General features: G+C 41.9%; 28 protein-coding genes and 1 pseudogene. 11 read left to right on the forward strand and 18 right to left on the reverse strand.

Annotation, left to right across the window (positions count from 1 at the left end):
* Positions 1 to 87 precede the first annotated feature (87 nt).
* Positions 88 to 1665, reverse strand: a complete 1578-nt coding sequence (gene guaA, locus ORI98_RS00975) for a glutamine-hydrolyzing GMP synthase (RefSeq protein ID WP_306133898.1) — start codon at positions 1663 to 1665, stop codon at positions 88 to 90.
* Between the two features lie 97 nt (positions 1666 to 1762).
* Positions 1763 to 3235, reverse strand: a complete 1473-nt coding sequence (gene guaB / locus ORI98_RS00980; RefSeq protein ID WP_261298073.1) for an IMP dehydrogenase — start codon at positions 3233 to 3235, stop codon at positions 1763 to 1765.
* Positions 3236 to 3354: 119 nt separating this feature from the next.
* Between guaB and xseA the strand changes: the two genes are divergently transcribed.
* Positions 3355 to 4680, forward strand: coding sequence for an exodeoxyribonuclease VII large subunit (gene xseA, locus ORI98_RS00985; RefSeq protein WP_306133899.1), 1326 nt, complete (start codon positions 3355 to 3357; stop codon positions 4678 to 4680).
* A 90-nt stretch (positions 4681 to 4770) separates the two neighbouring features.
* Positions 4771 to 4998, forward strand: a complete 228-nt coding sequence (locus ORI98_RS00990; protein ID WP_306133900.1) for a hypothetical protein — start codon at positions 4771 to 4773, stop codon at positions 4996 to 4998.
* A 139-nt stretch (positions 4999 to 5137) separates the two neighbouring features.
* Here ORI98_RS00990 and ORI98_RS00995 read toward each other — a convergent pair whose 3' ends face one another.
* A complete protein-coding gene (locus tag ORI98_RS00995) occupies positions 5138 to 5797 on the reverse strand; it encodes an OmpA family protein (protein ID WP_306133901.1) in 660 nt (219 codons plus the stop codon).
* Between the two features lie 131 nt (positions 5798 to 5928).
* Entirely contained in the window at positions 5929 to 6831 is a 903-nt protein-coding gene (locus tag ORI98_RS01000) for a choice-of-anchor H family protein (protein ID WP_306133902.1), read from the reverse strand.
* A gap of 295 nt (positions 6832 to 7126) precedes the next feature.
* Here ORI98_RS01000 and ORI98_RS01005 point away from each other — a divergent pair, with 295 nt between their 5' ends.
* From ORI98_RS01005 to ORI98_RS01020, 4 genes are all read left to right on the forward strand, one after another.
* Positions 7127 to 7468, forward strand: coding sequence for a PepSY domain-containing protein (locus ORI98_RS01005; RefSeq protein WP_306133903.1), 342 nt, complete (start codon positions 7127 to 7129; stop codon positions 7466 to 7468).
* Positions 7469 to 7470: 2 nt separating this feature from the next.
* Entirely contained in the window at positions 7471 to 8157 is a 687-nt protein-coding gene (locus ORI98_RS01010) for a response regulator transcription factor (RefSeq protein WP_261298078.1), read from the forward strand.
* Positions 8154 to 9500 (forward strand): ATP-binding protein, encoded by a 1347-nt coding sequence (locus ORI98_RS01015; protein WP_306133904.1) that lies wholly within the window; start codon positions 8154 to 8156, stop codon positions 9498 to 9500. Before ORI98_RS01010 ends, ORI98_RS01015 begins: the two co-directional genes overlap by 4 nt.
* A gap of 74 nt (positions 9501 to 9574) precedes the next feature.
* Positions 9575 to 11074, forward strand: coding sequence for a DUF3300 domain-containing protein (locus ORI98_RS01020; RefSeq protein WP_306133905.1), 1500 nt, complete (start codon positions 9575 to 9577; stop codon positions 11072 to 11074).
* A gap of 295 nt (positions 11075 to 11369) precedes the next feature.
* Here the strand turns inward: ORI98_RS01020 and ORI98_RS01025 are convergent, their stop codons facing one another.
* The 4 genes from ORI98_RS01025 to ORI98_RS01040 all read right to left on the reverse strand — a co-directional run bounded on the left by ORI98_RS01025 (position 11370) and on the right by ORI98_RS01040 (position 13614).
* Positions 11370 to 11906, reverse strand: coding sequence for a YaeQ family protein (locus ORI98_RS01025; protein ID WP_261298081.1), 537 nt, complete (start codon positions 11904 to 11906; stop codon positions 11370 to 11372).
* Positions 11907 to 11978: 72 nt separating this feature from the next.
* A complete protein-coding gene (locus ORI98_RS01030) occupies positions 11979 to 12890 on the reverse strand; it encodes a bifunctional precorrin-2 dehydrogenase/sirohydrochlorin ferrochelatase (protein WP_306133906.1) in 912 nt (303 codons plus the stop codon).
* Positions 12891 to 13250 carry a rhodanese-like domain-containing protein gene (locus tag ORI98_RS01035; protein WP_261298083.1) on the reverse strand — a complete coding sequence of 120 codons (360 nt, stop codon included), beginning with the start codon at positions 13248 to 13250 and terminating at the stop codon, positions 12891 to 12893.
* A gap of 46 nt (positions 13251 to 13296) precedes the next feature.
* Entirely contained in the window at positions 13297 to 13614 is a 318-nt protein-coding gene (locus ORI98_RS01040) for a DUF2007 domain-containing protein (protein WP_261298084.1), read from the reverse strand.
* 203 nt (positions 13615 to 13817) lie between these two features.
* Between ORI98_RS01040 and ORI98_RS01045 the strand changes: the two genes are divergently transcribed.
* A complete protein-coding gene (locus ORI98_RS01045; protein WP_261298085.1) occupies positions 13818 to 14228 on the forward strand; it encodes a DUF3224 domain-containing protein in 411 nt (136 codons plus the stop codon).
* A 145-nt stretch (positions 14229 to 14373) separates the two neighbouring features.
* The gene (locus tag ORI98_RS01050; RefSeq protein ID WP_306133907.1) at positions 14374 to 14829 is read left to right on the forward strand and encodes a hypothetical protein; all 456 of its coding nucleotides are present in this window, start codon (positions 14374 to 14376) and stop codon (positions 14827 to 14829) included.
* Between the two features lie 101 nt (positions 14830 to 14930).
* Here ORI98_RS01050 and ORI98_RS01055 read toward each other — a convergent pair.
* The 9 genes and pseudogenes from ORI98_RS01055 to ORI98_RS01095 all read right to left on the reverse strand — a co-directional run.
* Positions 14931 to 15196: pseudogene (locus tag ORI98_RS01055) on the reverse strand (protein translocase subunit SecF); the annotation flags it as partial.
* Positions 15197 to 15335: 139 nt separating this feature from the next.
* Positions 15336 to 15734 (reverse strand): acyl-CoA thioester hydrolase YciA, encoded by a 399-nt coding sequence (gene yciA / locus ORI98_RS01060; RefSeq protein ID WP_306133908.1) that lies wholly within the window; start codon positions 15732 to 15734, stop codon positions 15336 to 15338.
* A gap of 61 nt (positions 15735 to 15795) precedes the next feature.
* The gene (locus ORI98_RS01065) at positions 15796 to 16602 is read right to left on the reverse strand and encodes an alpha/beta fold hydrolase (RefSeq protein WP_306133909.1); all 807 of its coding nucleotides are present in this window, start codon (positions 16600 to 16602) and stop codon (positions 15796 to 15798) included.
* A gap of 576 nt (positions 16603 to 17178) precedes the next feature.
* Positions 17179 to 18126 carry a protein translocase subunit SecF gene (gene secF, locus ORI98_RS01070; protein ID WP_306133910.1) on the reverse strand — a complete coding sequence of 316 codons (948 nt, stop codon included), beginning with the start codon at positions 18124 to 18126 and terminating at the stop codon, positions 17179 to 17181.
* Positions 18127 to 18140: 14 nt separating this feature from the next.
* The gene (gene secD / locus ORI98_RS01075) at positions 18141 to 19991 is read right to left on the reverse strand and encodes a protein translocase subunit SecD (protein WP_306133911.1); all 1851 of its coding nucleotides are present in this window, start codon (positions 19989 to 19991) and stop codon (positions 18141 to 18143) included.
* A 17-nt stretch (positions 19992 to 20008) separates the two neighbouring features.
* Positions 20009 to 20341, reverse strand: a complete 333-nt coding sequence (gene yajC, locus ORI98_RS01080; RefSeq protein ID WP_188841037.1) for a preprotein translocase subunit YajC — start codon at positions 20339 to 20341, stop codon at positions 20009 to 20011.
* A 61-nt stretch (positions 20342 to 20402) separates the two neighbouring features.
* Positions 20403 to 21536: a tRNA guanosine(34) transglycosylase Tgt gene (gene tgt / locus ORI98_RS01085; RefSeq protein ID WP_261298089.1), complete on the reverse strand. Its 1134-nt coding sequence runs from the start codon at positions 21534 to 21536 to the stop codon at positions 20403 to 20405.
* A 156-nt stretch (positions 21537 to 21692) separates the two neighbouring features.
* A complete protein-coding gene (gene queA / locus ORI98_RS01090) occupies positions 21693 to 22745 on the reverse strand; it encodes a tRNA preQ1(34) S-adenosylmethionine ribosyltransferase-isomerase QueA (protein WP_306133912.1) in 1053 nt (350 codons plus the stop codon).
* A gap of 73 nt (positions 22746 to 22818) precedes the next feature.
* Positions 22819 to 23049, reverse strand: coding sequence for a hypothetical protein (locus tag ORI98_RS01095; protein ID WP_306133913.1), 231 nt, complete (start codon positions 23047 to 23049; stop codon positions 22819 to 22821).
* A 204-nt stretch (positions 23050 to 23253) separates the two neighbouring features.
* Between ORI98_RS01095 and ORI98_RS01100 the strand changes: the two genes are divergently transcribed.
* From ORI98_RS01100 to ORI98_RS01110, 3 genes are all read left to right on the forward strand, one after another.
* Complete coding sequence (locus ORI98_RS01100) at positions 23254 to 23850, forward strand: ACP phosphodiesterase (protein WP_261298092.1); 597 nt, start codon at positions 23254 to 23256, stop codon at positions 23848 to 23850.
* A 27-nt stretch (positions 23851 to 23877) separates the two neighbouring features.
* The gene (locus ORI98_RS01105) at positions 23878 to 24432 is read left to right on the forward strand and encodes a protein disulfide oxidoreductase (RefSeq protein WP_306133914.1); all 555 of its coding nucleotides are present in this window, start codon (positions 23878 to 23880) and stop codon (positions 24430 to 24432) included.
* Between the two features lie 65 nt (positions 24433 to 24497).
* The gene (locus ORI98_RS01110) at positions 24498 to 25151 is read left to right on the forward strand and encodes a pseudouridine synthase (RefSeq protein WP_306133916.1); all 654 of its coding nucleotides are present in this window, start codon (positions 24498 to 24500) and stop codon (positions 25149 to 25151) included.
* Between the two features lie 163 nt (positions 25152 to 25314).
* On the opposite strand, the gene sstT is transcribed toward ORI98_RS01110, so the two are convergent.
* On the reverse strand, positions 25315 to 26541 hold the full coding sequence (sstT, locus tag ORI98_RS01115) for a serine/threonine transporter SstT (protein ID WP_261298095.1): 1227 nt from the start codon (positions 26539 to 26541) through the stop codon (positions 25315 to 25317).
* Positions 26542 to 26974: the final 433 nt, after the last annotated feature.

Raw genomic sequence — 26974 nt, forward strand, 5'->3', positions numbered from 1 at the left:
AACAAAATCAATAATGATTTATTCTAACAAATAAAAAAGACGCCGAAGCGTCTTTTTTAACAAAGTGTCAGCCAACACTTAATAAGATTATTCCCATTCAATCGTTGCAGGTGGCTTACCCGATATATCGTAAACCACACGAGAAATGCCATCCACTTCATTGATAATACGATTAGAAACACGACCTAAGAAATCATAAGGTAAGTGTGCCCAATGCGCGGTCATAAAGTCGATAGTTTCTACTGCGCGAAGTGAAACAACCCAATCATATTTACGACCATCACCCATTACGCCTACTGAGCGTACAGGTAAAAACACCGTAAATGCTTGGCTAACTTTGTTGTACAAATCGGCTTTGTGTAATTCTTCGATGAAGATAGCATCTGCACGGCGCAGTAAATCACAGTATTCTTTCTTCACTTCACCAAGAACACGTACTCCAAGACCTGGGCCTGGGAACGGGTGACGGTAAAGCATGTTGTATGGTAGACCCAATTCTAAACCAATTTTACGTACTTCATCTTTAAATAATTCACGTAAAGGTTCAACTAAACCAAGTTCCATATCATCAGGTAAACCGCCCACATTGTGGTGCGATTTAATCACATGTGCTTTGCCTGTTGCACTACCTGCTGATTCAATCACATCTGGGTAAATAGTGCCTTGTGCTAACCATTTTGCATTGGCACATTTTTTCGATTCTTCATCAAAAATTTCAACAAACACACGGCCAATAATTTTACGCTTAGCTTCAGGATCTGCAACGCCAGCCATCGCATCTAAGAAGCGGTTTTCAGCATCAACATGAATGATATTCAGTCCAAAGTGATCGCCAAACATTTCCATGACTTGCTCAGCTTCGTTTAAACGCAATAAACCGTTATCAACAAATACACAGGTCAACTTGCTGCCAATTGCGCGATGTAACAACATTGCCACGACGGATGAGTCAACACCACCAGATAAGCCAAGAATAACTTCGTCATCACCAATTTGCTTTTTCAAACGCTCAATCGCATCTTCAATAATTGAAGAGGGTTTCCAGTTTGCAGGGCAACCACATATTTCAAGGGCAAAATGCTCAAGCATACGCTTACCTTGACGGGTATGGGTTACTTCAGGGTGAAATTGCACGCCGTAAAATTGTTTGTCTTCATTCGCCATAGCCGCATAAGGACAAGTATCCGTTTTTGCAACTGCCACAAACCCTTCAGGGATAGCAGACACCTTATCACCGTGACTCATCCATACATCAAGTAAGGGTTTGCCATCAGCGCTAACGGCATCTTCAATGCTTTTGAATAAAGCAGAAGTGGTTTGTAATTCAATTTGGGCGTAACCAAATTCACCTTCACCTACACCTTGAATGACTTTACCGCCAAGTTGCTCTGACATGGTCTGCATGCCATAACAAATACCTAAAACAGGTACACCCGCGTTAAACACATATTCAGGAGCGCGTGGAGAATTTTCAGCAGTTACGCTTTCTGGGCCACCGGCTAAAATAATACCATTAGGGGCAAAACCGCGGATTTGTTCTTCGGTGACATCCCATGCCCAAAGTTCACAATAAACGCCAATTTCGCGAATACGGCGGGCAATAAGTTGGGTGTACTGAGAACCAAAATCAAGGATCAGTATCTTATGCTCATGGATATTACTCATGGAGTACCTTCAAATAATGATTAATGCACTAACTTAAACGGGGTGTTTAAGTCATTAAATAAATAAACAAGAGCGGCTTACGCCGCCCTGATTAACATTAAGAACCTGAACGGTAGTTCGGCGCTTCTTTGGTAATAGTCACATCGTGTACGTGTGACTCTCCCATACCTGCTGAGGTAACTTTTACAAATTGTGCTTTTTCATTAAGATCTTTAATGGTTGCACAACCCGTTAAGCCCATACATGAACGTAAGCCGCCCATGTGCTGATGGATAATTTCTTTTAGTTTACCTTTGTATGGCACGCGACCTTCAATACCTTCTGGTACTAATTTGTCAGCAGCATTGTCACTTTGGAAGTAACGATCTGATGAGCCTTGAGATTGGCCCATTGCGCCTAGTGAACCCATACCACGATATGATTTATAAGCACGGCCTTTATACAGTTCTGTTTCACCAGGAGCTTCATCAGTACCTGCAAACATTGAACCCGCCATAATGCATGATGCACCTGCAGCTAATGCTTTGGCTAAGTCACCAGAAAAACGTACACCGCCATCGGCGATAACTGGAATACCCAAAGCTTTAACGGCTTCAGCGGCATCTGATACCGCAGTAATTTGCGGCACACCTACACCAGTAACAATACGTGTCGTACAAATTGAACCAGGACCGATACCGACTTTAACCGCATTAACACCAGCTTCAACTAACGCTAATGCGCCACTTGCGGTGGCAACGTTACCGCCAACAATTTGTAAATCTGGGTATTTTGCGCGGGTATCACGAATACGTTGTAATACGCCTTCAGAATGGCCATGGGATGAGTCAATCAACAGCACGTCCACACCAGCTTTGACTAACGCGTCAACACGTTCTTCATTACCGGGACCCGCACCAACAGCAGCACCAACACGTAAACGACCTAATTCATCTTTACAGGCATTAGGCTTACGCTCTGCTTTTTCGAAGTCTTTAACTGTGATTAAGCCTTTTAGCTTGAAGTTATCATCAACCACTAACACTTTTTCAATACGGTGTGAGTGCATCAATTTTTGCACTTCGTCTAGCTTAGTCCCTTCAGCAACTGTCACTAAACGATCTTTTGGCGTCATCATATCCGCAACGTTTTTACTCCAGTCAGTCACAAAACGCACATCACGACCTGTGATAATACCCACAAGTTCGTGTGCATCATTAACGACGGGATAACCAGCAAAACCGTTTTTCTCGGTCAACAGACGTAGATCTGTCAGGCTAGTCGATGGGGTAACAGTCACTGGGTCTTGAACAATACCGGCTTCATAGCTTTTAACTTTACGAACTTCTTCGGCTTGTTGCTCAATGCTCATGTTTTTATGAACAAAACCTAAACCACCTTCCTGAGCAATTGCGATGGCAAGACGTGACTCGGTCACAGTATCCATGGCAGCTGACACTAAAGGAATATTAAGTTCGATTTTATTGGTTAAACGCGTTTTGAGAACAGCGGTATTAGGGAGTACGGTCGAGTGGGCAGGAACCAACAACACATCATCAAAGGTTAGTGCATCTTTCAGTAAACGTAGCATGGCAACATCTCCCTATTTAAGTAGGATTTGAGGTGAAATATTGCGGCGGGATTATACCTTGCATATTGGGGTTGGTAAATGGAAAATAGGATTTTATTACCTTTAGATTAAGAAAAGACATGAGTGCCACAAAAGACAATGTTTATACCGTGTCCAAATTAAACGGTGAAGTAAGGCAAATTCTGGAAGGTCAATTGGGTAAAATTTGGCTTAATGCCGAGATATCCAATTTCTCTTCGCCTTCTTCTGGCCATTGGTATCTCACTCTTAAAGATAATTTTTCGCAAATTCGTTGTGCCATGTTTAAAGGCCGCAACCAATCTGTGCGCTTTCGCCCGATAAATGGCCAGCAAGTATTAGTAAAAGGTGCAATTAGCGTTTACGAGCCTCGCGGCGATTATCAATTATTAATTGAGTCTATGTTGCCAGCTGGTGACGGTTTATTAGCCCAAGAATACGAAGCCTTGAAAATGAAGTTAGCGGCGGAAGGATTATTTGCAGCAGAAACCAAACGCCCGTTACCTAATAATATCCAACGTATTGGCGTGATCACCTCAGCGACAGGTGCTGCTCTTCGTGATGTATTGCATGTATTAGCAAGGCGCGATCCATCTATTGAGGTCATCGTTTACCCCACTCAAGTGCAAGGTGGCGCGGCGAGTCAGTTAATTTGCAATGCAATTCAACAAGCTAATCGTCGCCTTGAAGTTGATGTATTACTATTAACCCGCGGTGGTGGCTCTTTAGAAGACCTATGGTGCTTTAATAATGAATTACTTGCCCATGCTATTTATAACAGTGCTATACCCATTGTCAGCGCGGTAGGACACGAAATTGACACCACTATTAGTGATTACGTTGCCGATGTGCGTGCGCCGACGCCCTCTGCTGGCGCTGAATTATTATCAAAAGATAAAGGTAATAAAACCGAAAAGTTAGCTTTGATGCTATCAAGGTTACAGCAAAGCATTCGTCACTATCAGTTACATCAAGCCAGCCAACTGGAAAATGTGCACCATAAATTACAACGCCATGATCCAGCAAGGCGATTACAGCAATTTGAGCAACGCTTTGATGAAATGCAGATGCGTTTAAACAACGCCCTACAACACCGCTTAAATCGATTAGCGATGCAGCAGCAACAATTACATAGCCGATTACAACAATGCTCACCGGTCAACAGCTTAAAAGTAGAAAGTAATCGACTACAGTTTTTAGCATCACGCTTTGACGATGCCAGTAAAAATTACTTTCGCCAGGCTGATTTACGCTTACAACATGCAGTGCATCAACTGGAAACCGTCAGCCCATTATCAACGTTAACCCGAGGATATTCGATTACTAAGCATAATGACGGCGTACTAACGGATTCAGCACAAGTGAACAAAGGCGATGTGCTAACAACCCAATTGAAACAGGGTGAAGTTAAATCAACCGTGATTTAATACAGCAGTGGTTAAATAAATAGGGTAGTCTTAGAATTGTAAACAACTGTATATTAATGAAAAATAGTTATTAGAGAAGGATTTCTATCAATGAGTATAAATGCAACCTTGCTTGGCCAACTGTTTATTGTGTGGCTGGTTATCTCAACAATCATCATTGCCATACTGGCAAAACGTAAAACACAAACTCCGATAATGGTGACGGTTATTGGCTTTATCGCAAGTTTTATTCCCATTCTTAGCATCGGGATGATGATCTTCTTGGCACTTAAAAATGATATTAAGGTCACCGATAACAACACAGCCGCCAGTGTCTAAATTGATTTATTCACGGTTTTTTTGGATGTACCGATAAAACAACGAATTGATGTACTAATGATTGTCGCTAGATGTGATTGACCGTTGAACAATAAAAAGCCACCTTGCGGTGGCTTAATTGTTTTTGACTGACCTAGTGTTAGCCTATTGGCGTCAACATAATTTCTACACGACGGTTTTGTGCTCTACCCGCAGTGTCGGCATTCGATGCTATCGGCTGGCTTTCGCCCATCCCCGTTGAAGAAACACGCCCCCCACTAACCTTCTGGCTTGTGATGTACTGGGCCACTTCGCTAGCGCGTACCTGTGACAAACGTAGGTTATAAGAATCTGAACCTGAGCTATCAGTATGGCCAATCACATTAAGACGGGTTTTATCATACTCTTTGGCCACCAGCACCACACTATTCAGCACTGATTTAGCCCGTTCACTTAGCACTGTTTGATCAACGTCGAAGGTGACATCATTAGGCATATTCAAAATAATATTGTCGCCATTACGGGTAACGCTAACGCCCGTAGATTTTAATTGCTGACGCAGTTTAGATTCTTGCACATCCATGTAATATCCAATACCGCCACCCACTGCTGCGCCTGATGCTGCGCCAATTAATGCGCCTTTACCACGATCTTTTTTACTTGATGAGGCTACGCCAATTACTGCTCCACCAATGGCACCAATAATGGCACCATTTGTGGCTTTGCTGTTTTCCGCTTCGCCAGTATACGGATTAGGTAACTGACAGCCTGATAATAGTATCGCCCCAGAGACGAATAGCACTTTGTATTTGTTTTGCATTATTTTAACACTCGCTTTACATTACTTTGCATTACACACTTGTTCGCACCGCCATAACGATGACGCTCAAGTGACAACAATAATGGGGGGTGATTGTATCGATAACCCAACCTTTTGGGCTAATCTATTTTCTACTTCATGCCCCGTCTGCTGAATAAGCCAGCAATCAGAAGGATTAATGTCCCCCATGACAAACTTCCTCCCTCTACGACAACCACTTCTTCAATAATTTCTTGTTCATACACCACATCACGATCATGACTTTCCAATGCTAAAGCATATAAACCATCGGCTTCATCGGCACTTAATGTCGCTACCACTTCAGGGTAACCATATTCATAAAGATCGATAAGCACATCGTAGTAATCCGTTTGATAACCTTGGCTCAAAGTGGTTAACACCTCAAAGTCATCATCTTCTGATTGGCCATAAATCGTAAATACATCTGTGGTGTAGTAATGTTCCCACGGGCCGCCGTTACGGCTTAGATACATTTCAGCATACACATTTGCAGGCTCATTTAGGGTGTAGCCATAAACATCGGCATCAAATGTCACACTGAAAGTTTGATAAAATCCATCCTCATCGAGATCATCAAACAAGCGGCTATAGGCTTGAAAGATGGCAAAGTCACGGTAGCCAATCACACTTTGTTGTGCCTGTTGCACCTGCGTTATACCGATATTAACCTTGGTATCCACGGCGGTTTGTTGCGGGCTAATTGAAGATAAAACGGGTTGGGTCAGCTGACCTTGTTGGTAAGCTGCGATACGGGCATCTCGCTCAAAAAATTGTTTTTTAACAGTAAGCTGCTGTTTAGCATTTGATTTAAGTATTTCAATTTGTTTGTGTTTATCTTCAATGCTAAAGCTGTCTAATTGTCCCTTAGTCATACGACCTTCACTCACGGCTTGCATTGTTTCCACAGGCTCATCGGCAGTGGCTAACGGGGACAGTGTTAATCCCGCAATAACCATGGTGACCAAAGCAGCTTGCTGTGTTTTATTCAATAATAATTCATGATGCGATTTCATAATCATTCCTTAATGTCTTTACGCTTGAGGACATTAAAAACGATTCAAAATGAATCCAAGCTGAACGTGAATTATCCTGCGACTAAAGATCACTGGGTTTTCTCGATACTGCATGATAAAAAATTTACATCATTCAGATTGTATTCATTTTAATTACGACATAATTGAATCTGTTACTTGTTAAGTGTTTATAAAATGAGGTGGATCTTTTACACTGATGGCTGATTTTGCCTAATATTACTCACACAGTTTGTGATAACTACGCGCTGAACATTTGAGTGGAATGGAATAACACATGAATCTGGTTTCATTAAAAAGCGTCATAATATCGGTATCACTGATTTGCATTACATTTTGCATCAGTTTGCCCAGCATGGCACAGATCTCTCCTGTGGCGGCAAGCATTGCCGTATTTCAACTACCAGGCCCACAAAAACCGAAGCCGCAAAATCTGGTCATCAAAAGTGCTCAACAAGCCTCAAGCCGAGCCCAAAGCCAATACGGCGGTAAAGTGTTGCGGGTGCAATCCAGCCAGGTAAATGGTAATCCTGGTTATCGGGTAAAATTATTAAGTAATGATGGTGTCGTTTTTTACGCCAGCGTCAATGCGGTAACCGGTGCAGTATCGAGGAACTAACCATGCGAATACTGATTGTTGAAGATGACTTAAGTTTACAAGCTAACCTTGCTCAACACTTACAGCAAGCCCACTACAGTGTTGATGTCGCATCCGATGGCGAGGACGGACTTTTTCAAGCGCAAGAAACCTTATTTGATGCCGCAATCATTGATGTTGGCTTACCTAAAATAGATGGCATTAGTTTAATTGAACAACTGCGCCAACAGGGCATCAGCTATCCGATTTTAATTTTAACCGCCCGTGATGGTTGGCAAGATAAAGTCAAAGGCTTAGATGCTGGCGCCGATGATTATTTAACTAAACCTTTTCAAGTTGAAGAGTTATCTGCTCGTTTAAATGCCTTGATACGCCGTTCAGCGGGTCAAGCTAGCCCAGTAATCAATAACGGGCCTTTGCAGTTAAATACTCGCACCCTTGCGGTAAGTTTGCATCAGCAACCTATCACCTTGAGCAGCTCAGAATTTAAATTATTCGAATATTTGATGATGCACCAAAATGCAGTGATCTCTAAATCCACATTAATTGAGCACATTTACGATCAAGATTTTGACCTTGACTCAAATGTGATTGAAGTGTTTATTCGTCGATTACGTAAAAAACTCGACCCAGACAATCAATATCAATTAATTGAAACTTTGCGCGGTCAAGGCTATCGCCTCCGGTCTCTTGAAGACAACGCAGAATGACATCAAGCAAACAATGGCATCATTCATTAAAAGCCCGATTTGTGGTCAGCGGCTTGTTACTGATTATGGTGTTATTGCCAGCAATTGGTTATACGGTTAATAATGCCTTTGAACGACAAATTGCCCTGTCGATAGAAAACCAACTTAACGCCTATATGTACAGTGTTTTGGCGGTGGCTGAAGTCGATAACGGTGATATCAACATGCCGCCACATCTGGTCGAAAATCAATTTAACGTAATCGGTTCAGGCTTATACGCTTTGATCAGTGATCAACACAATAAAACCGTATGGTCATCTGGCTCTTTTTTTGGTATGAACACACCAACACTGCGCCAGCCTTTAGTGGGTCAAAGCCAATTTTATCGGGTTAAAATCGATAAGGTGAAGCATGTAGTTTTTAGTTTTACTGTCAGTTTTTCCCATCAAAAACAACTTATTCCGTTGACGCTCCATATCATTAAAGATGAATCTGATTACCAAACGCAAGCCGATGAATTTAATCATACCCTGTGGGTGTGGATCGGCATTTTGATGTTGGTGTTAATTATTATTCAGGTAGTGTGGTTAGCCTGGACGTTAAAACCATTGCGCCAGTTTAGCCATGAAATAACCTTAGTGGAACAGGGGAAACTTGCCGAATTAAGCCAGTCATATCCCAATGAGTTAACTATTTTAGCCAAACAGCTTAATACCTTATTGCATACAGAAAAACAGCAACGAAACCGATATCGTAATGCGCTTTCAGATTTAGCCCATAGCTTAAAAACCCCCTTGGCAGTGATCAAATCACAGCCACAATTAACCCAAGATAGCCATGAGCAACTGGATCATATTAATCACATCATTGGCTATCAGCTGAAAAAAGCCCAAAGCGTCGCGGGTAATGCCTGGCATTTGGGCATCAATGTTGACGAGACCGCGACTAAATTGATCCGCACCCTAACGAAAATTTATCATAGCAGCCATAAAGATATTGATTATCAGCAAACGCTTTATCAAAATCAGGCCGCAATATTTAAAGGTGACAGCGCCGACTTAAGTGAAATGATGGGTAATTTGCTTGATAACGCCTGTAAAGCCGCCAAACATCAGGTGTTGTTAACCTTAGAAACAACGGCAAGTGAATTAATAATTAGCGTAGAAGATGATGGTCCAGGCTTAACAGCCGCACAACAAGCCTTAATATTTGAACGCGGTGCAAGGGCTGATACCTACCAACAAGGCCATGGTATCGGCCTAGCGATTGTCAGTGATTTGGTCAACAGCTACCAAGGGAAGTTAATCGTAAGTGATTCTGCACAACTAAAAGGGGCAAAATTTAGCCTAATATTCGCAAGGTAACTTTTCACTTTCAGCTTATGTTCATTTTCAGTTTTGTATTATCAACCTAACTTAGCAAAAGTGTTGGAGATGATATGAAACAAACTCACTTTTTACCGTCATTACGATTACGCACATGTGCTGTGATGTTTGTTGCTAGCATAGCCCTTTCACCATCCTATGTTTATGCGCAAACCACATCGGCACCACAGCAGATTGCTCAATCCGTAGAACAACTATCAGAAGCTGAACTGGCACAAACGCTTGCGCCGATTGCTTTATACCCTGACAGTTTGTTAACTCATATTCTCATTGCATCAACCTACCCTTTAGAGCTTGTGCAAGCTAATCGTTGGGTAAAAAAGCAAGCCAATGTTGATGTTGAAACCAGAATGCAACTTGCAGAACAGCAATCATGGGATCCGAGTGTGATTGCCTTAACGGCTTTTCCCACAGTATTAGAAAAGCTCAATGATGATTTAGATTGGACTCAAAACCTAGGTGATGCCTTTTTGCAAGATGAGGAAAGTGTATTGGCGATGGTGCAAACTCTGCGTCGACAAGCAGATGAAGCCAACAGCTTTGATGACATGGATAATATGAAAGTCACTAAAGTTGAAAAGCAAATCATTATTGAACCCGCTAAACCTGAAGTCATTTATGTACCTTATTACGATACCCGCGTGGTTTATGGTAATTGGTATTGGCGCGCTTATCCGCCAGTGTATTGGTATACTCGTCCGGTTTACGCTTATCACCGCCCTATTTACTGGGGGCCAAGTGTTTATATTAACTTTAACTATTTCTTTGGTTCAGTGCATTGGTCACACCGCAGAGTAGTGGTGATAAATCATCACCATAGTCATTATTACAAACCTTCGCGTAAGATTGCTTACAGCAGTGGTGCCAAGCGTTGGAAACATCAACCATCACATCGCCATGGTGTTGCGTATCGAAGCAGCGCGGTCAGTAAACGTTATGATTCGCCGCAGCGTTATCAGCATCATCAACAGGCAAAAAGTGTGCGCAGAGATCTGCATCAGCAGCCGCGCCTAAACAACAGCCAAGCTATCCATAAAATGGATAAGTCGGCACAACATCGAGTGAGCCAATCTTTACAAAATGGTGCGAAGCCACGCCAATATGATGGCAATAAATCGCTCAACAAAGACAATCGATTCAACCAGCCATCACGCGATAAAATGGCTAATAATGATCGCATCAAAGCGTTCAGCAGCCATAAACTGGATAGGCAAGACCGTGTGAAAGATCAATTAAAAGATCATAAATCGCCTGCACAAAATAAAAACTATGATCGGACAACACAACTTCAAAAAAACCAAGTAATGACTCCGCGCCAGCAGCCAAAGGGGGCCGTTGAAAGGTCGAGGCAAAGTACTAGCCATATTGCTAAAACGCAACCGAGTCTCAATAAACCCACTTATGGTCAGCCAAGTCATCAAGCTAAGGTATCACCAAGGCAAGATAGTTACAGGCAGGTAAATAATACGCGGCAATCAGCCGTTAGAACACCGCCAACTAGGTCATCTAACCACCAAAGCAATGTGACTAAATCAAGAGGGATTGAAAGATAATAGCTAACCATGGTTCTGGAAAAGTAAAACCATAAAAGGTTAACGAGCTAGTGTAATAAATAGCTCGTTAACCGATAGCCATATCACAAACAGAATGACTGCAACCTCAAATCGGCTTAAGAGATAAATAAATGGAGTTTTAATAGCCAAAATTCAAGTATTTATCCTTAAACTTGAGCTTTGCGCTGGTAACTGGGCGAATTAATACGCCAATAGCTGGCCTCTTGTAAGTAACTTCAACGCAGTTAACGCAGCAAAGAACAGGTTGATATGCATTTATTATCCCGTTCTGAGGTTACTGTAACACTTCAGGCTCAACTAACACGCTCATATCGGCATTAGATAACCACACCTGGCCTTCATTAATATTGACCTGTATTGCCATATTACGTCCAACAAAACCAGCTAGCTGTTCAACGGCTTGTTCAGGAATATTGACCACTTTAAGGTTTTTAAAACGGCTTAATATAGACTGGTTTTGCTGCCACCAAATTGGCACACTGCGGCCACCATAGGTATATAAAACCACCTGTTTGGCTCTGCCACTGGCTTTACGAAGCCATTTTTCATCAGCTTGACCAAACTCGACCCATAAATCGACGACCCCAGACAAATCAACATCCCACAACTCTGCCTCATCATCAACACATAAGCCTTTGCTGAACTGCAATGTTTCACTGGCATTTAATGCAAATGCTAATAAGCGCACCATCATTCGGGTATCTGTTTCAGATGGGTGCTGCGCAATCGTTAGCGGATGCTCGGCATAATAGTGCCTATCCATGTCGGCAATCTGTAAGTTAACTTTATAAACAGTAGATTTAGGGGCCATATTGAGTCCACAAAAGAAAAAAACCGAGTAAACTCGGTTATTAAAGATAGCGGTATCATAAAGGAAACTAGCTTAAATTGCGCCAGGTCTTAAATGTTTTGCCATTGGAAAATGCGCTTTAAGCTGAGTTATTTTTTCAGCGGGTGCAACCAGTAGCATTCTATCGCCAAGTTCAAACTGCTTTGAAATAGCACTTAATGCCGGCAATGACTCACGCGAAGCATCACGCCTTAATAATTCATTCGTTTGCTCATCAAGTGCATTTTCACTGAACACCACATCCAATTTTTGCAATAAAGGCATCACGGCAATAGGTAATAAGCCTGCAGGGGTATTTTCATCGAGTAATAAAATTTCTCCCCGGCTGGCATAGCTATCAAAAGCTTGCTGGTAATGTGACTCAGTTGCAGCGTCAAATCGGTCTTGGTTTAAATTAAAAAACCGTTCCCAAAACAAACGCCTATCTTTGCCATTAGTCAGTTTTAACTGCACCTCTTCACGTTTAGTCGCCACGTAATCAAACAAGGGGGCTAACGAGTTCGGCAGCAAAGTCTCAAGGCGTGAGCGAATCGTGCGGGCAAATACAGGTGCTGCACCAGCAGTACTGATGGCCACCACTAAACGGCCTCTATCAACGATTGATGGTGTGATGAAACGACAAAATTTGGGGTTATCGACCACATTAACCCAAATACCATTTTGCGTCGCGATAACCGCTAAATCAGTGTTTAGCGTTTCATTAGCGGTTGCTAAATAAATCAGGTCATAACATGTCATATCTGTAACAGATACTTCTCGTCGTGAGAGCTTGATTCTGCCTTTTTTTGCATAAGCTTCAACATCTGCTGCCACTTGCGGCGCAATAACGTGAATATTGGCATCCGTGCGAGCTAACAAATCAAGTTTTCGACTTGCAACTTCACCCGCGCCAACGATGAGCACAAAAAGGTCTTTTGTATCTACAAATAACGGAAAATATTGCACTTAATCTTGCACCACTGGAAATTGATGTTGAACCCAGGCTTTAAAACCACCCACTAACGACCCGACATGGGTATATCCCATCAGCTGAATATTATGCGCTGCTAGCGATGAGCGATGACCGCCACCACAATAGAGTAATAAGGGTGTCGCCTTATCAGGAAAACGTGTTTCAATGTCACGTTCAATAATACCTTTACCTAAATGCTTTGCATTCGGTAGATGGCCTTGGAGCCATTCATGATCTTCACGGACGTCAATTAACACCCAGCTATCGTCGGCTTGAAATTGCTCAATACTGATATGGGTAACATTGTCTTTAATTGAATCAACTAGTTGCGAAAATGCGCAAGTTGGTTGCATAGCAACTCCTTAAGAATACGAATATATTTGGTATAACGATTACATTTTAATTGTGCGATTCGCTTCGTGGCGAACTGCATTGCCAGCATAATTCAAAACTACCTTCATTTTGTTCATGGCATTGAACACATTGCCATTGAGGTTGCTCGACATTTAAACTGGCCAAAAGTGTTTGTGCGGCGGTTAATTGTTCCGCTTCAATCCACAGTTCAACGGTCTGCATATCAACGGGTAACTCACCCACGCCACCCATTAACGCTTCACCTCTTAAATCAACACCAATTCCGCTGGTTTCTAACAGACCTTTCCAAGTGTGGGCTTGAAGTAAATTGCCACCTGTTAGCAAAACTTTGCGTTGTTCCATTATGATTATCCTAGCGTGTTATTTGGAGTAAAATACCGCTTAAGCCTGCAGCACTTTAGCAAAATTTTTATTCATCCTACTGCTAAAGTTATTTGCTGTCGAGTTGATAACTGTGCCATGGTTAACAAATAGACAACAACAGCAATTACCGTTAAAGATAATATCCATTACAGTAAATCTGCTTAAAACTTCGAGGCTAAACCATGAGTGACAATAACATTTACAAAGGCCGCTTTCAGATCACCTCTTGGGATGAAAACACTTACGCCACAATGCCTGGAGGTAGTAAGCAAACCCATGCCAAGATAACCCAGCAATATGATGGTGCGGTGACAGGCGATGCCAATGTAAATTACCTGATGACATACCTAAGTGATGATCACGCATTGTTTGTTGGCTTTGAAGTGATCAACATTACCATTGGGCAATTAAATGGCACACTTACCTTACAACACAATGGTGAATATCAAAACCATATTGCCTCAAGTAATTTTACTGTTGTAGTGGATTCTGGAACCGGTGATTTTAAGGGCTCGACAGGCCAAGGCTGCTTTAAAACGGCTGATAATGGTCAAGCTAATTACGCGCTATCATTGTCTATAGCTACAACCTAAAAATTCATCCGTTGCAGACCATTAAGTTGTGCTGTAAGCGTTTAATTATGTGAAATTATTAGCAGTTAAGGCCCTACCCCAAAAGGTGTTAATTGACTATTGTTAAACAGTTACCCCTTACACTTCCGGACGACGAGGTTATTGAATGACGCAACCGCAAACCGAGGAACAAAAGCACCTTCCATCATCGCCGGTTGTGGCCGATATTCGTCAAGATTACCTGATTGTAAAGTTACTCGGGCGACTCCCTTCATCATTAGCCCAAACATACACTGATGAGCAACTTCATGGCATTAAAAGTGCCCTAGGTCCTAACACATGGGGCGGCCATTTTATCGATAACAGAGGTACATTTAAGTTTCCCTTTATAAAATGGCGATTTTATTATGTGTTCCTGTTAGGTAAAAACAAACGTGCTTATACTCGCACAGAAAAGAAAATGTCAGTGGCCATGTTAATGCTCAGCATCACAGCGCTAATTTTGGCGGGGATGTTGTTCGGGTTGTTATCACTGTATATCTTAAAGTCAGCATTAGGTATCGACCTATTCCCAGACGCGTCATTAGGAATATGGGATCAAGTGAAAGACTGGTTTGGCTAAAACAAAGGTGTTTAACCTCTTCATCCAAGTTAGGTTATTTAACAAATAAAAACGCCACTTTAGCAGGCTAAAGTGGCGTTTTCTTCGAAAAAGATGACCAATTAAGGCATCATTGGTGGCTGATCAGCCCCTTCTTTTTCAATCTCAACCGGCAACATATGCTCGCGGTTAATGCCCAATATAATTGCAAGATAACTTGCAACATAGATAGATGAGTAAGTCCCCACAAAAATACCACACAGTAACGCGGTTGCGAAACCATGGACATTGTGCCACCTTTCAAGAATAACGCGATAACCACAATTAACGTGGTACCTGTCGTGATCACAGTACGGCTCATGGTCTGTGTAATTGACTGGTTAACAATTTATTCCCTGATACGTCACTTGGTATTTGAACTGAATTCAAGAACTGATTTGAAAACTAAGCGAGTGACGACTCACCGCCCGTTCGGGCGAGAGTTTACGGCAAAATTGCTAACAACTTACAGCATATACAATAATAAATTATTTTGAAATATGATGAGGTTTACCATTGTCGTCGATTGCAACATAGTTAAATAGTGCATCACAAGCTAGGTAATGTTGGTTCATGCCGACCTTTGCTCTGTTTTTTATCCACACCTCAAGTGCAATAGACAGAGAGGTATTGCCAATTCGGGTACATTCTCCATAACAACAGACAATATCACCAACACTGACTGGCGCTTTAAAAGTAATATTGGAAACAGATACAGTTACTACGCGACTACCTGTTATTTCTTGCGCCACAATAGCACCTGCTAAATCAAGTTGAGACATGATCCAGCCTCCAAAAATATCACCATTTCCATTGGTGTCAGCTGGCATAGCGAGAGTGCGTAATAATATCTCACCGCGTGGTTTTTGCTCTGGTGTTGTTTGCATGAAGAAATTCCTCTTTCAATAAAAAATAGCTATCAATTAGCTAAAAGCCTTTTGCATAAGCCTACTTATAAAACTGGCCATACTTCAAAAAGTGCGCAACCTGCTGGTGAACCAACTCATTTGCTCTTAGTTTATAGTGCTTATCTGGCACTGTGACAAAGTCTTTCATATTGTCTATTTTCGTATTTTCTACTGAAACCACACCATCATCGTCACCCGGTAGTAAAAGGCTGGTTACCCAATTTTTGTTGTTATTACCGGCAATCACACCCAATTCAAAGTTGACTGGTCCCAGTTGATTTACCCAACTATCTTCTTGCACACTAATTTGCATTTTTGCAGGATTGTAGTCTGGTTTAACCCATGTCACATCGTTAAGTAAGTCGGCTAACGGGGTACCTTTATTGGGTGGCGCGATCATCACGACTCTGCCAACTTGTTCTAACGAATAGTCTTTAAGATAATAACGAACCAAGATACCGCCCATCGAATGGGCAACAAAGTGAAACTTTTGGCCTTGTTTTAACTTTAATTTTTGCAGTTCAGGGTGGAGATAATTTTTTGCTAAGGTTTCGATCTCAAATTTAGTAGATGGATAGCTTACATTTACGGTTGTATATCCAAGTTCATCTAAGTAGCGTTCCACAGGCCTCATAGCTCTTTCGTCACGGAACATACCATGCAGTAGCACAACAACATCGTTTTTATTATTTAAACTAATACTTTCATCGAAAGCCGGAGCAACAGATTGACTAGATTGGCAGGCGAAAAGCATGCTCGATGCGAACAAAACAAAAATATAGGCTCTTAAACGATCCCACTTTTTGTTTACGTTGGACATGCTTAAAACTCTTGTCATTGAATTCATTCAGTCAATCTCTGGCAAAGAAATAGCTTAGTATAATTAGTTGCGTTAGGAGTAAGCATTACTGCTCCCCCACACAAAGGTCAGGACTTATACGATTATTTGATCCAGCTCTGTTTGATAAGTTGACAATACTCAAACGGGCATTAAAGGTGAACCTCAACGCCCGCTTCAAATTAACTACCTGGTTTAGTTAATTATTTTTTATCACATTCACATCTTCTAATTAAGTGTCAACAACATCAACAGGTACCAAGAGTTTTACCCATGGGGGCCTCCGAAAATTGACGATACTCATCATAAAATTTGTACTTATTTAATGACGTAAGAATAATGCAAAACATTTTCTTCGAACAATCCCGTTTGATGGATCATATCCACATTTTAAATAACGCCACTCAAACACAAAATTTGGCCAATAAAGGCTTACGCCCTAGGAAAATACTTTTTAATCAAACCTGTCGAAAAAAAACCAGTGTTCGGTACGTAGCGAGAATAGCAGGGATGCATCGACAAATTGGATAAAAAAAAACCACCTCATTAACATGAAGTGGTTTTTCGGCATTGCTCAATGTACGATTAAGGCGTCATTGGTGGCTGATCAGCCCCTTCTTTTTCAATCTCAACCGGCAACATATGCTCGCGGTTAATGCCCAATCTAATTGCAAGATAACTTGCAACATAGATAGATGAATAAGTACCCACAAAAATACCACACAGTAACGCGGTTGCGAAGCCGTGGATCATTGTGCCACCTTTCAAGAATAACGCGATAACCACAATTAACGTGGTACCCGTAGTGATCACTGTACGGCTCATGGTTTGCGTAATCGACTGGTTAACGATTTCTTCAGGGGTGCCTTTACGCATCTTAAGGAAATTCTCACGAATACGGTCATATACCACAATAGTATCGTTAAGTGAGTAACCGACAACGGTCAACAAACCTGCAAGTACTGTAAGATCAAACTCAAGTTGCAGAATTGAAAACACCCCAAGTGTAACAATCACGTCATGGGCCAACGCCGCAACAGAGCCCGCTGCTAGACGCCATTCAAAACGGAAAGACACATAAATCAAAATACAGATTAATGCTACGATTACCGCTAAACCGCCTTGTTCAGCAAGCTGTTTACCCACTTGAGGACCAACAAACTCGACACGCTTTTGGATGGCATTTTGATCCATTGAATTAACAACGTTCATAATACCCATCGCTTGCAGGTCACTTTTAATATTTTCACGAACAGGCAAACGGAATAGCACGTCAGTACTTGAACCAAAGTTCTGCACTAACGCACCTTCTGTTTCAACTGAGGTTAACTTGCTGCGTAACTCATTCAAGTCTACAGGGCTAGAAAACTCAACTTCAACAACCGTACCACCGGTAAAGTCTAGGCCCCAGTTAATGCCTTTAGTTCCTAAAGAAACAAACGAGGCAATAACCAAGATAACCGAAATAACACTGATCGGTGCAGCATGACGCAGAAAGTTAACGGTGTTTTTTACTGAAAATAACTGAAGCATGTTCAACCTCTTCCTTAAATAGACAACGTTTTAAGACGTTTACCGCCCCAAAGCGCATTCACGATTGAACGAGTACCCACAATAGCCGTAAACATCGATGTCGCAATACCTATCATTAAGGTTACCGCGAAACCTTTCACCGCCCCCGTACCCACAGCAAACAAGATTAATGCCGTCATAAAGGTAGTAATGTTAGCATCAGCAATGGTTGAAAACGCATTCGCATAGCCTTCATGAATAGCTTGTTGAACACTGCGCCCAGCCAGTAACTCCTCACGAATACGCTCATAAATAAGCACGTTACCGTCAACAGCCATACCGACAGTTAATACCATGCCCGCAATACCTGGCAGGGTTAATACAGCCCCTGGGATCATCGACATCACGCCCACAACCATCACTAGGTTTGCTAGCAATGCTAAGTTAGCAATAAAGCCAAATGCGCGGTAATAAACCAGCATAAACACTAAAACAATGGCTAAACCAAAGATCATGGCTTGCATACCGTTTTCGATGTTTTCTTTACCTAAGCTAGGACCAATAGTACGTTCTTCAACAATTGTTACTGGTGCAATCAAAGCACCCGCACGTAACAGTAAAGCTAAGCTTTGCGCTTCTTTATGCTCAAGACCTGTAATAACAAAGTTACGACCTAAACGTGCTTGAATCGTGGCAACTGAAATGACTTCTTCAATCTTAGTCATTTTTACTGTGCCATCAGGATTACGTAAACCGCTATCTTTATATTCAATAAACAAAGTCGCCATTGGGTTACCAATGTTGTCTTTGGTGACGTTAGAGAAAATTGAGCCGCCTTTCGCATCGAGGTTAATGGCAACCTGTGGACGACTGTATTCGTCAAAAGTAGGCTGTGCGCCAGTGATATGATCACCTGTTAACATCACTTCTTTACGTAATACCGCGATACCGCCGCCACGACGTTGATAGACTTCTGATGCAGCAGATACTCTGCCACTCGCAGCCGCTTCAGGGTCAGCTTTATCATCCACCATACGGAATTCAATAGAAGCCGTTGCACCTAAAATTTCTTTTGCACGAGCAGTATCTTGCACACCAGGAAGCTCAACAATAATGCGCTCAGCACCTTGACGTTGAACAACCGGTTCCGCCACACCTAACTCGTTTACACGGTTACGAATGGTGGTGATGTTTTGTTGTAATGCTTCTTCTTTTACTTGCTTAATATAAGCATCGCTCATATCAGCTAATAACAGGAAGTTGCCATCACGACTGCCATCAGAAAAGACCATGTCATTACTTTTGGTTTTCAGGAACCGCTCAGCTACGCCAACCGATTCAGCATCGCGAAATTTAATTTCGATGCCTTTAGCTGTTTTGCGAATACCTGCGTAACGAATTTTCTCTTCACGCAGTTGGCTACGAAAATCAGCAATTTTTGCTTCTTCCATTTTGCGTAGGGCTTCGCCCATATCCACTTCCATTAAGAAGTGAACACCACCACGTAAGTCAAGACCCAGTTTCATAGGTGAACCACCTAGAGACTCAAGCCACTCTGGTGTCGCTGGCGCTAAGTTCAACGCCACCGTGTAGTTATTACCTAGCACATCAGCAATGGCTTCTTTGGCCAATAACTGTTGGTCTGGGTTATTCACACGCACCAACAATTGACCATTTTCAAGCTCAGAGCGCTTTACCGCTATGCCTTTGCTTTCCAGTACGTCTGTTACTGTTGATTGTGTGGACACAGTGACTTCAGCACCGCGGGTTGCCACAACTTGAACGGCATGGTCTTCACCAAAAAGGTTCGGAGTAGCATAAAAAGCACCAATGGCGATAATAATTATCACCATCAGGTTTTTCCACATAGGGTATTTATTTAACACTCTGACGCCCTCTTGGCTTATAGCGACGCAATAGAACCTTTAGGTAATACTGCCGCAATATAATCCTTTTTAATGGTGATTTGATTGTTGTCATTAATGGCTAATAACACGTAATCATTCTCGTCGCTGATTTTGGTGACTTTACCCAAAATACCGCCACTTGTAAGTACTTCATCACCTTTCGAAATTGAAGACATCAGGTTTTTATGTTCTTTAACACGCTTAGATTGCGGACGGAAAATCATGAAATAAAAGATTAAGCCGAACATGACTAGCATGAACACTAATTCCATTGTACCGCCACCTTGTGGAGCGCCCGCTGCGTTTGCATATGCATTTGAAATAAACATAGTTCTCTCTTCTTATAAATAAACAATTAAATGAACAATAATAAGTCTAAACAAACTGTAATTAATCTTTTAACTCAGGTACTTCTGGAACTTCACGTCCCAAACTGGTGTAAAAGTCCTTCACAAAGGCGTCTAATGTACCTGTCTGAATCGCACCACGCAAACCTTCCATCAACATTTGATAGTAACGCAGGTTATGAATGGTGTTTAAACGCGCACCTAAAATTTCATTACAACGATCTAAGTGATATAAATAGGCACGTGAATAGTTTTTACAGGTGTAACAATCACACTTGGCGTCCAGTGTTGATGTATCATCACGGTGACGCGCATTACGAATTTTAATCACACCTTCGCTGGTAAATAAATGACCATTACGGGCATTTCGCGTTGGCATTACGCAGTCAAACATGTCCACACCACGGCGAACACCTTCAACTAAATCTTCAGGTTTACCGACACCCATTAAATAGCGAGGCTTATCTTCAGGTAACTGCGGACAAACGTGCTCTAAAATGCGGTGCATGTCTTCTTTTGGCTCACCAACAGCCAGGCCACCAACGGCATAACCGTCAAACCCAATATTGGTTAATCCTGCAATTGACTCATCACGTAAATCTTCGTATACACCACCTTGAATAATACCAAAGAGTGAATTTGGATTTTCCAAACGGTCAAACTCATCACGTGAACGTTTAGCCCAACGTAAAGACATTTGCATCGACTTGCGCGCTTCATCATGTGTCGCAGGATAAGGCGTACATTCGTCAAAAATCATCACCACATCACTGCCGAGCGAATCTTGAATTTGCATCGACTTTTCAGGGTCTAAGAAAATCTTCTCACCATTAATGGGTGAGCGGAAATGCACACCTTCTTCAGTGATTTTACGAATATCACCTAGGCTGAATACTTGGAATCCACCTGAATCCGTTAAAATTGGACGTTGCCAATTCATAAAGTCATGGAGATCACCATGCTTACGCATGATTTCTTCACCAGGACGTAACCATAAATGGAAAGTGTTACCTAAAAGAATATCAGCACCGGTTGCGCGTACTTCTTCAGGTGTCATCCCTTTCACAGTACCGTAAGTCCCAACAGGCATAAACGCCGGCGTTTCAACGGTTCCGCGTTCAAACACTAAACGACCACGACGAGCACGGCCGTCAGTTGTATCTAATTCAAATTTCATAAATCACCTTGCCAGATAAACAGTCTGACTCGTTGTTGTTTCAATAGTAATGAGGGCAAATATGACCAGTTCAAGTGTTGAACTCTCAAATTGCCAAAAAATGCGTTAAAAAAGCCCACATATCAGTGGGCGCTTATTTTAAATCATATTTTGCTTTTAGGGGGCTTTTTTCGTCACAAACATCGCATCGCCATAGCTAAAAAAGCGATATTTTTGCGCAATTGCATGATGATAGGCTTGCATGACCTCGTCATAACCAGCAAAAGCACTCAACAACATGATTAATGTTGACTCTGGAAGATGAAAGTTAGTTACCATGGCATCGACAACTTTGAACGTAAAACCTGGGTAGATGAAGATATCGGTATCACCACAAAACTCAGTTAATGGATTGTCACCACAAGCTTTAGCGGCACTTTCTAACGAGCGAACAGAAGTGGTACCAACCGCAATAACACGATTACCAGCGGCTTTGGTTTGGGCTATTAAGTCAACGACCTCTTTTGGCACATCAGCCCACTCAGAATGCATTTTATGCTCAAGCACATTATCAACGCGCACGGGTTGAAAAGTCCCCGCACCTACGTGCAACGTCACAAACGCAATATTGACACCTTTATCTTTCAAAGCTGCCAACATAGCATCATCAAAATGTAACCCTGCTGTTGGCGCAGCAACTGCCCCCGGCTTTTGGTTATAAACGGTTTGATAACGTTCTTTATCGGCATCTTCATCAGGGCGGTCAATGTAAGGCGGCAGTGGCATATGGCCGATTTGTTCTAACACTTCCAAAATGGTGAGTTCTGATAATAACTCAAGCTCGAAAAGGGTATCGTGGCGAGCCACCATTTTCATTTGATAACCGCAACCTGAATCAGAATCTAAGTCTATTAAGCTATCAACTTTCGGCGATTTTGAGCTTCGTACGTGAGCGAGAATCCGCTTATCATCAAGCATGCGTTCAACTAAAATTTCTAACTTTCCACCTGTTGATTTTTGACCAAATAAACGTGCCGGGATCACTCGGGTATTATTAAATACCATCAAGTCACCGGGATTGATCATTTGCAATAAATCAGTGAATTTTTGGTCTGCTAAGGCGCCAGTTTGGCCATCAAGAGTAAGTAAACGCGATGCATTGCGTTGCGCCGTTGGGTAACGGGCAATCAATTCATCTGGAAGCTCAAACGAAAAGTCGGTGACGCGCATAATAAGATCTCAACAAGTCTAAAAAACGGCCGCTAGTCTATGGTGACCGTGAATGAAGATCAAGTTAAGACGATCATTTAATTAGCTTAACCTTGCATGAGTTATTACTTGTAGCGCTATCGGGCTCGTTTGACTCAGAAATCGTGCTATCAACGGCATTGATTGCAGCGGATTCTATTTCTTTACCGGCATTTTTAAAATCGTCCATGGTAAAGCTGTGCGATTGATAGCGTAAATCGACCGTGACTTTGTTGCGGGTAGGCGCAGGCGTGCGACCTATTATTTTATTCAGCCAGTTTTTCATCTTCCATGATCCTAAAAACAAACGTTACTCAAGAGATAATTCGGTAGTTAATAATGCTTATGTCATTGTTGCGAGGCTTATTTGTGCAGCATTTTGCTTGTCTGTGATACAGTTAGCAAACGTAATGATTGCTTTACTGACAAATACCCTTTTATTTTTAGTTGTTATCATACTGTAAAATCCTTAAAAAAGAAGCATAAACTCATGAACTTTCTTGCACATTTACACCTTGCTGATATCAGTGGCACTCACTTAACGGCCAATCTAGCTGGTGATTTTGCCAAAGGTAGCATAATTGACCACCCTAAACATTTGCAGCAGGGCATTTGGTTGCATAGACAGATAGATGTGGTCACCGACAGTCATGAGATTATTATTGATTTATTAAAGCAATTTCCCAAAACGTCTCGAAGAGTTGCACCCATTTTAATTGATTTAGCTTTTGATCATTACCTGGCTTATTACTGGGAAGAATATCATCACCAATCTTTGGCCGATTTTACTCAAAAAGCCTATCAATGCATGCAAACCACTCAGCAGTTACCGGAAAAACTGCAGCATATCATCCCCAATATTGTGCAACAGGATTGGCTAAGCAGTTATCAATCTAAGCAAGGATTAAATCAAGCGATTACTGGCATAAGTAAGCGTTTGTCGAAACCCGAATTATTCAACAGTGCAATAAAAGATGTAGACAAGCTCTATATTGATATCGAAATAGCTTTTCGCACTTTTTATCCGCAACTTATGGCATATAGCCGCATTTATAGCAGAAAAACACCGGCAGAATATTTAAAGTAAACATAAGCGAAATACACATAAAGACACATGAATAATAATCTCCCCCTTGGCCAACGCGTTAAAAGTCGCGCTTTTTGGATAAAGCAAATTCGCGATCTGTGCATTTTGTTAGCTGTTCTTTTTGCAATTGCCAGTTACTTACAACGCGATATGATAAATGGCCAGGCACCACCACTTTCGGCCATCACAGTTCAGCAACAGCCATTTATGCTTGCTAGCTCGACCAAGCCTACCTTGGTTTATTTTTGGGGAACATGGTGCCCCGCCTGCAAAGTGACCTCACCAATGATTAACAACCTTGCATCCTCTAATGACTATCAGGTTATTGCTATTGCAGTGGCATCAGGTAGTGATGAAGATATTATTCAATACATGCACAAAAATGACTTGCAGTTTACCGTGATTAACGAGGCGAATATGACGTTAGCCCCACAACAACAAAGCCTTTCACAACAATGGGGAGCGAATGCTTTTCCCGCTATCTATATTATCGATAATCAACAACAAATTCGCTTTGTGACATCAGGTATTACTACCCAGTGGGGGCTTAAAATACGGTTGTGGTTAAGCACTTTTTTATGATCATTTGACGACAAGTTTGCTAAACTCCCCCTCATCATCCGTGTTAATTTCTTCTGAGTGAACCAATGCATATTTTTAGTTATCAACCGCCTAGCATTCCTTGGTTAGATATTCGACATGTAGACAAAGACATCATCGTTATTAATAAGCCGTCGGGATTATTATCGAACCCAGGACGAGCGCCAGAGACCCATGACTGCGCGATTAGTCGCGTGATTGAGCGTTATCCCGATGCCATTTTAGTGCACCGATTAGATTGTGACACTTCAGGTATTTTAATTTTTGCCCGCAACAAAAAAGCCGAATCACATTTGAAAACCCAATTTCAAAACCGTGAAGCGAAAAAGGTGTATATAGCCGAGGTTGCAGGCCATGTATCACCACGTTCAGGACAAATTGATTTAGCCTTAGGCCCCATAGCTGATAACCCACCTTTTCAGCAAGTAAGCGCACAGGGTAAAGTTGCGATAACCGATTATCAGGTGCTTAAGCATCGTGATAACAGTACCTTAATCGAACTCTGCCCTCACACAGGTAGAACGCATCAATTACGGGTTCACATGCTGGCTTTAGGCCACCCCATTCTAGGTGATACTTTTTATGCCGATACGGCAGCGATTAACGCAAGCCCTAGATTAAAACTGCACGCTAAATCCTTGTCTATTACTCACCCTTACAAACTGACTCAATTGACCTTTGTTAGCCCAGAGCACTTCTAATTCACGTTCAAGTTTACCTACCATTCCAGAGCCCCTATTCAATTTAAATGGGATCATCAGCCATAAAAAATGCCGACATTTCAAAGTGTCGGCATATCATTACTCAATGCGAAGATTAACGGGATTGGCGCAAATTAATTCATCGCGCCACCCGCAAAATCATTCATACAGATTTAGCTTTATTCTCAGCGGCTTCACATGCGGCAGCCGTAAAGACCACATCAGTAGAACTGTTTAATGCGGTTTCAGCAGAATCTTGAATAACCCCAATGATGAAGCCAACAGCAACCACTTGCATGGCAACATCATTCGAAATACCAAATAAACTACAGGCCAATGGGATAAGTAGTAATGATCCACCCGCCACACCCGAAGCTCCGCAAGCCGATACAGCAGCAACCACACTTAATAAAATCGCCGTCATAAAATCAACCTGAATCCCTAAAGTATGTGCCGCTGCCAAGGTTAATACCGTGATAGTAATCGCCGCGCCACCCATGTTAACTGTTGCCCCTAAAGGGATCGACACTGAATAGGTGTCTTTATGCAGTTTTAACTCTTCACATAAAGCCATGTTAACTGGGATGTTAGCAGCACTTGAACGGGTAAAAAATGCCGTCACGCCGCTTTCACGTAGGCACTTAAACACTAATGGATAAGGATTACGCTTAATTTTGATGTAAACAATCAATGGATTTACCACAAGTGCAATAAATAACATTGCGCCAACTAACACCAATAATAACTGGGCATAACCGGCTAATGCAGCAAAGCCAGTTGTGGCAAAAGTGGCCGCGACCAAACCAAATATACCAATAGGCGCAAGGCGAATAACAAAGCGTACAATACTGGATACCGCATCGCTTAAATCAGCTAGCATTTGCTTAGTTGAATCACTTGCATGGTGCATAGCAACACCTAAACCCACACCCCAAGCTAAAATACCGATGTAATTGCCGGTCATAAGTGCATTTACAGGATTATCGACCACTTTAAACAATAAGGTATTCAGTACCTCACCAATGCCCTGTGGTGGATTTGAACCTTCAATCCCCGTTGCGAGTAATAATGTGGTCGGGAACATAAAACTGAATACAACCGCGGTAATGGCCGCTGCGAGTGTGCCGAGTAAATACAACACAATAATAGGACGCATATTGGTGTGACTATCTTTCTTCTGATTCGCGATAGAAGATGCCACAAGGATAAAGACTAAAATAGGCGCAATAGCTTTTAACGCACCGACAAATAAATCACCTAAAAAAGCAACTTGCCCAGCAGCCGATGTTGAAACCGATGCGAGGATCACCCCTAAAATGATCCCGCCGATAATTTGTAGCACTAGGCTACCGTTCACAATACGCGCAAACAGCGATGTGTTTTGATTCATGACTTAACCTTCAAATTTATTTTATTATTTTTATCTGTTATTCAGATATAGAGGTTGTATATCAGGATGCTATGGGCAAAGTCTAGCAAAGGCGGTTAATTAAACTGAAAATTACTCAAAATTCGCAACCTGACCACATTTATTAAACATGCTCAGGTGCAACGGCAGCATAATTAGCCGATTTGGCAGTTAAGTGAGAGGGGCTGTGAGATATCGATGGATTAAATCTTAGCGGCATAATTGATGACAGATTAAACTGGAGTATTAAGCGTTTAATGAAAACCGATAATGCCTACCAAACCACCTAGAACAGGTAAAGAAATAGCTTCAACTGACAGTACTTACCCTCTTCTATAGAATGGCTGGAGTTAGGTTTAATCAACGCTCATTCACGCATGAACGCATTCACGGCAATGCGACTATAAATACAAAC

Source organism: Shewanella sp. ULN5 (assembly GCF_030731885.1).
Taxonomy (GTDB): Bacteria; Pseudomonadota; Gammaproteobacteria; order Enterobacterales; family Shewanellaceae; genus Shewanella; species Shewanella holmiensis.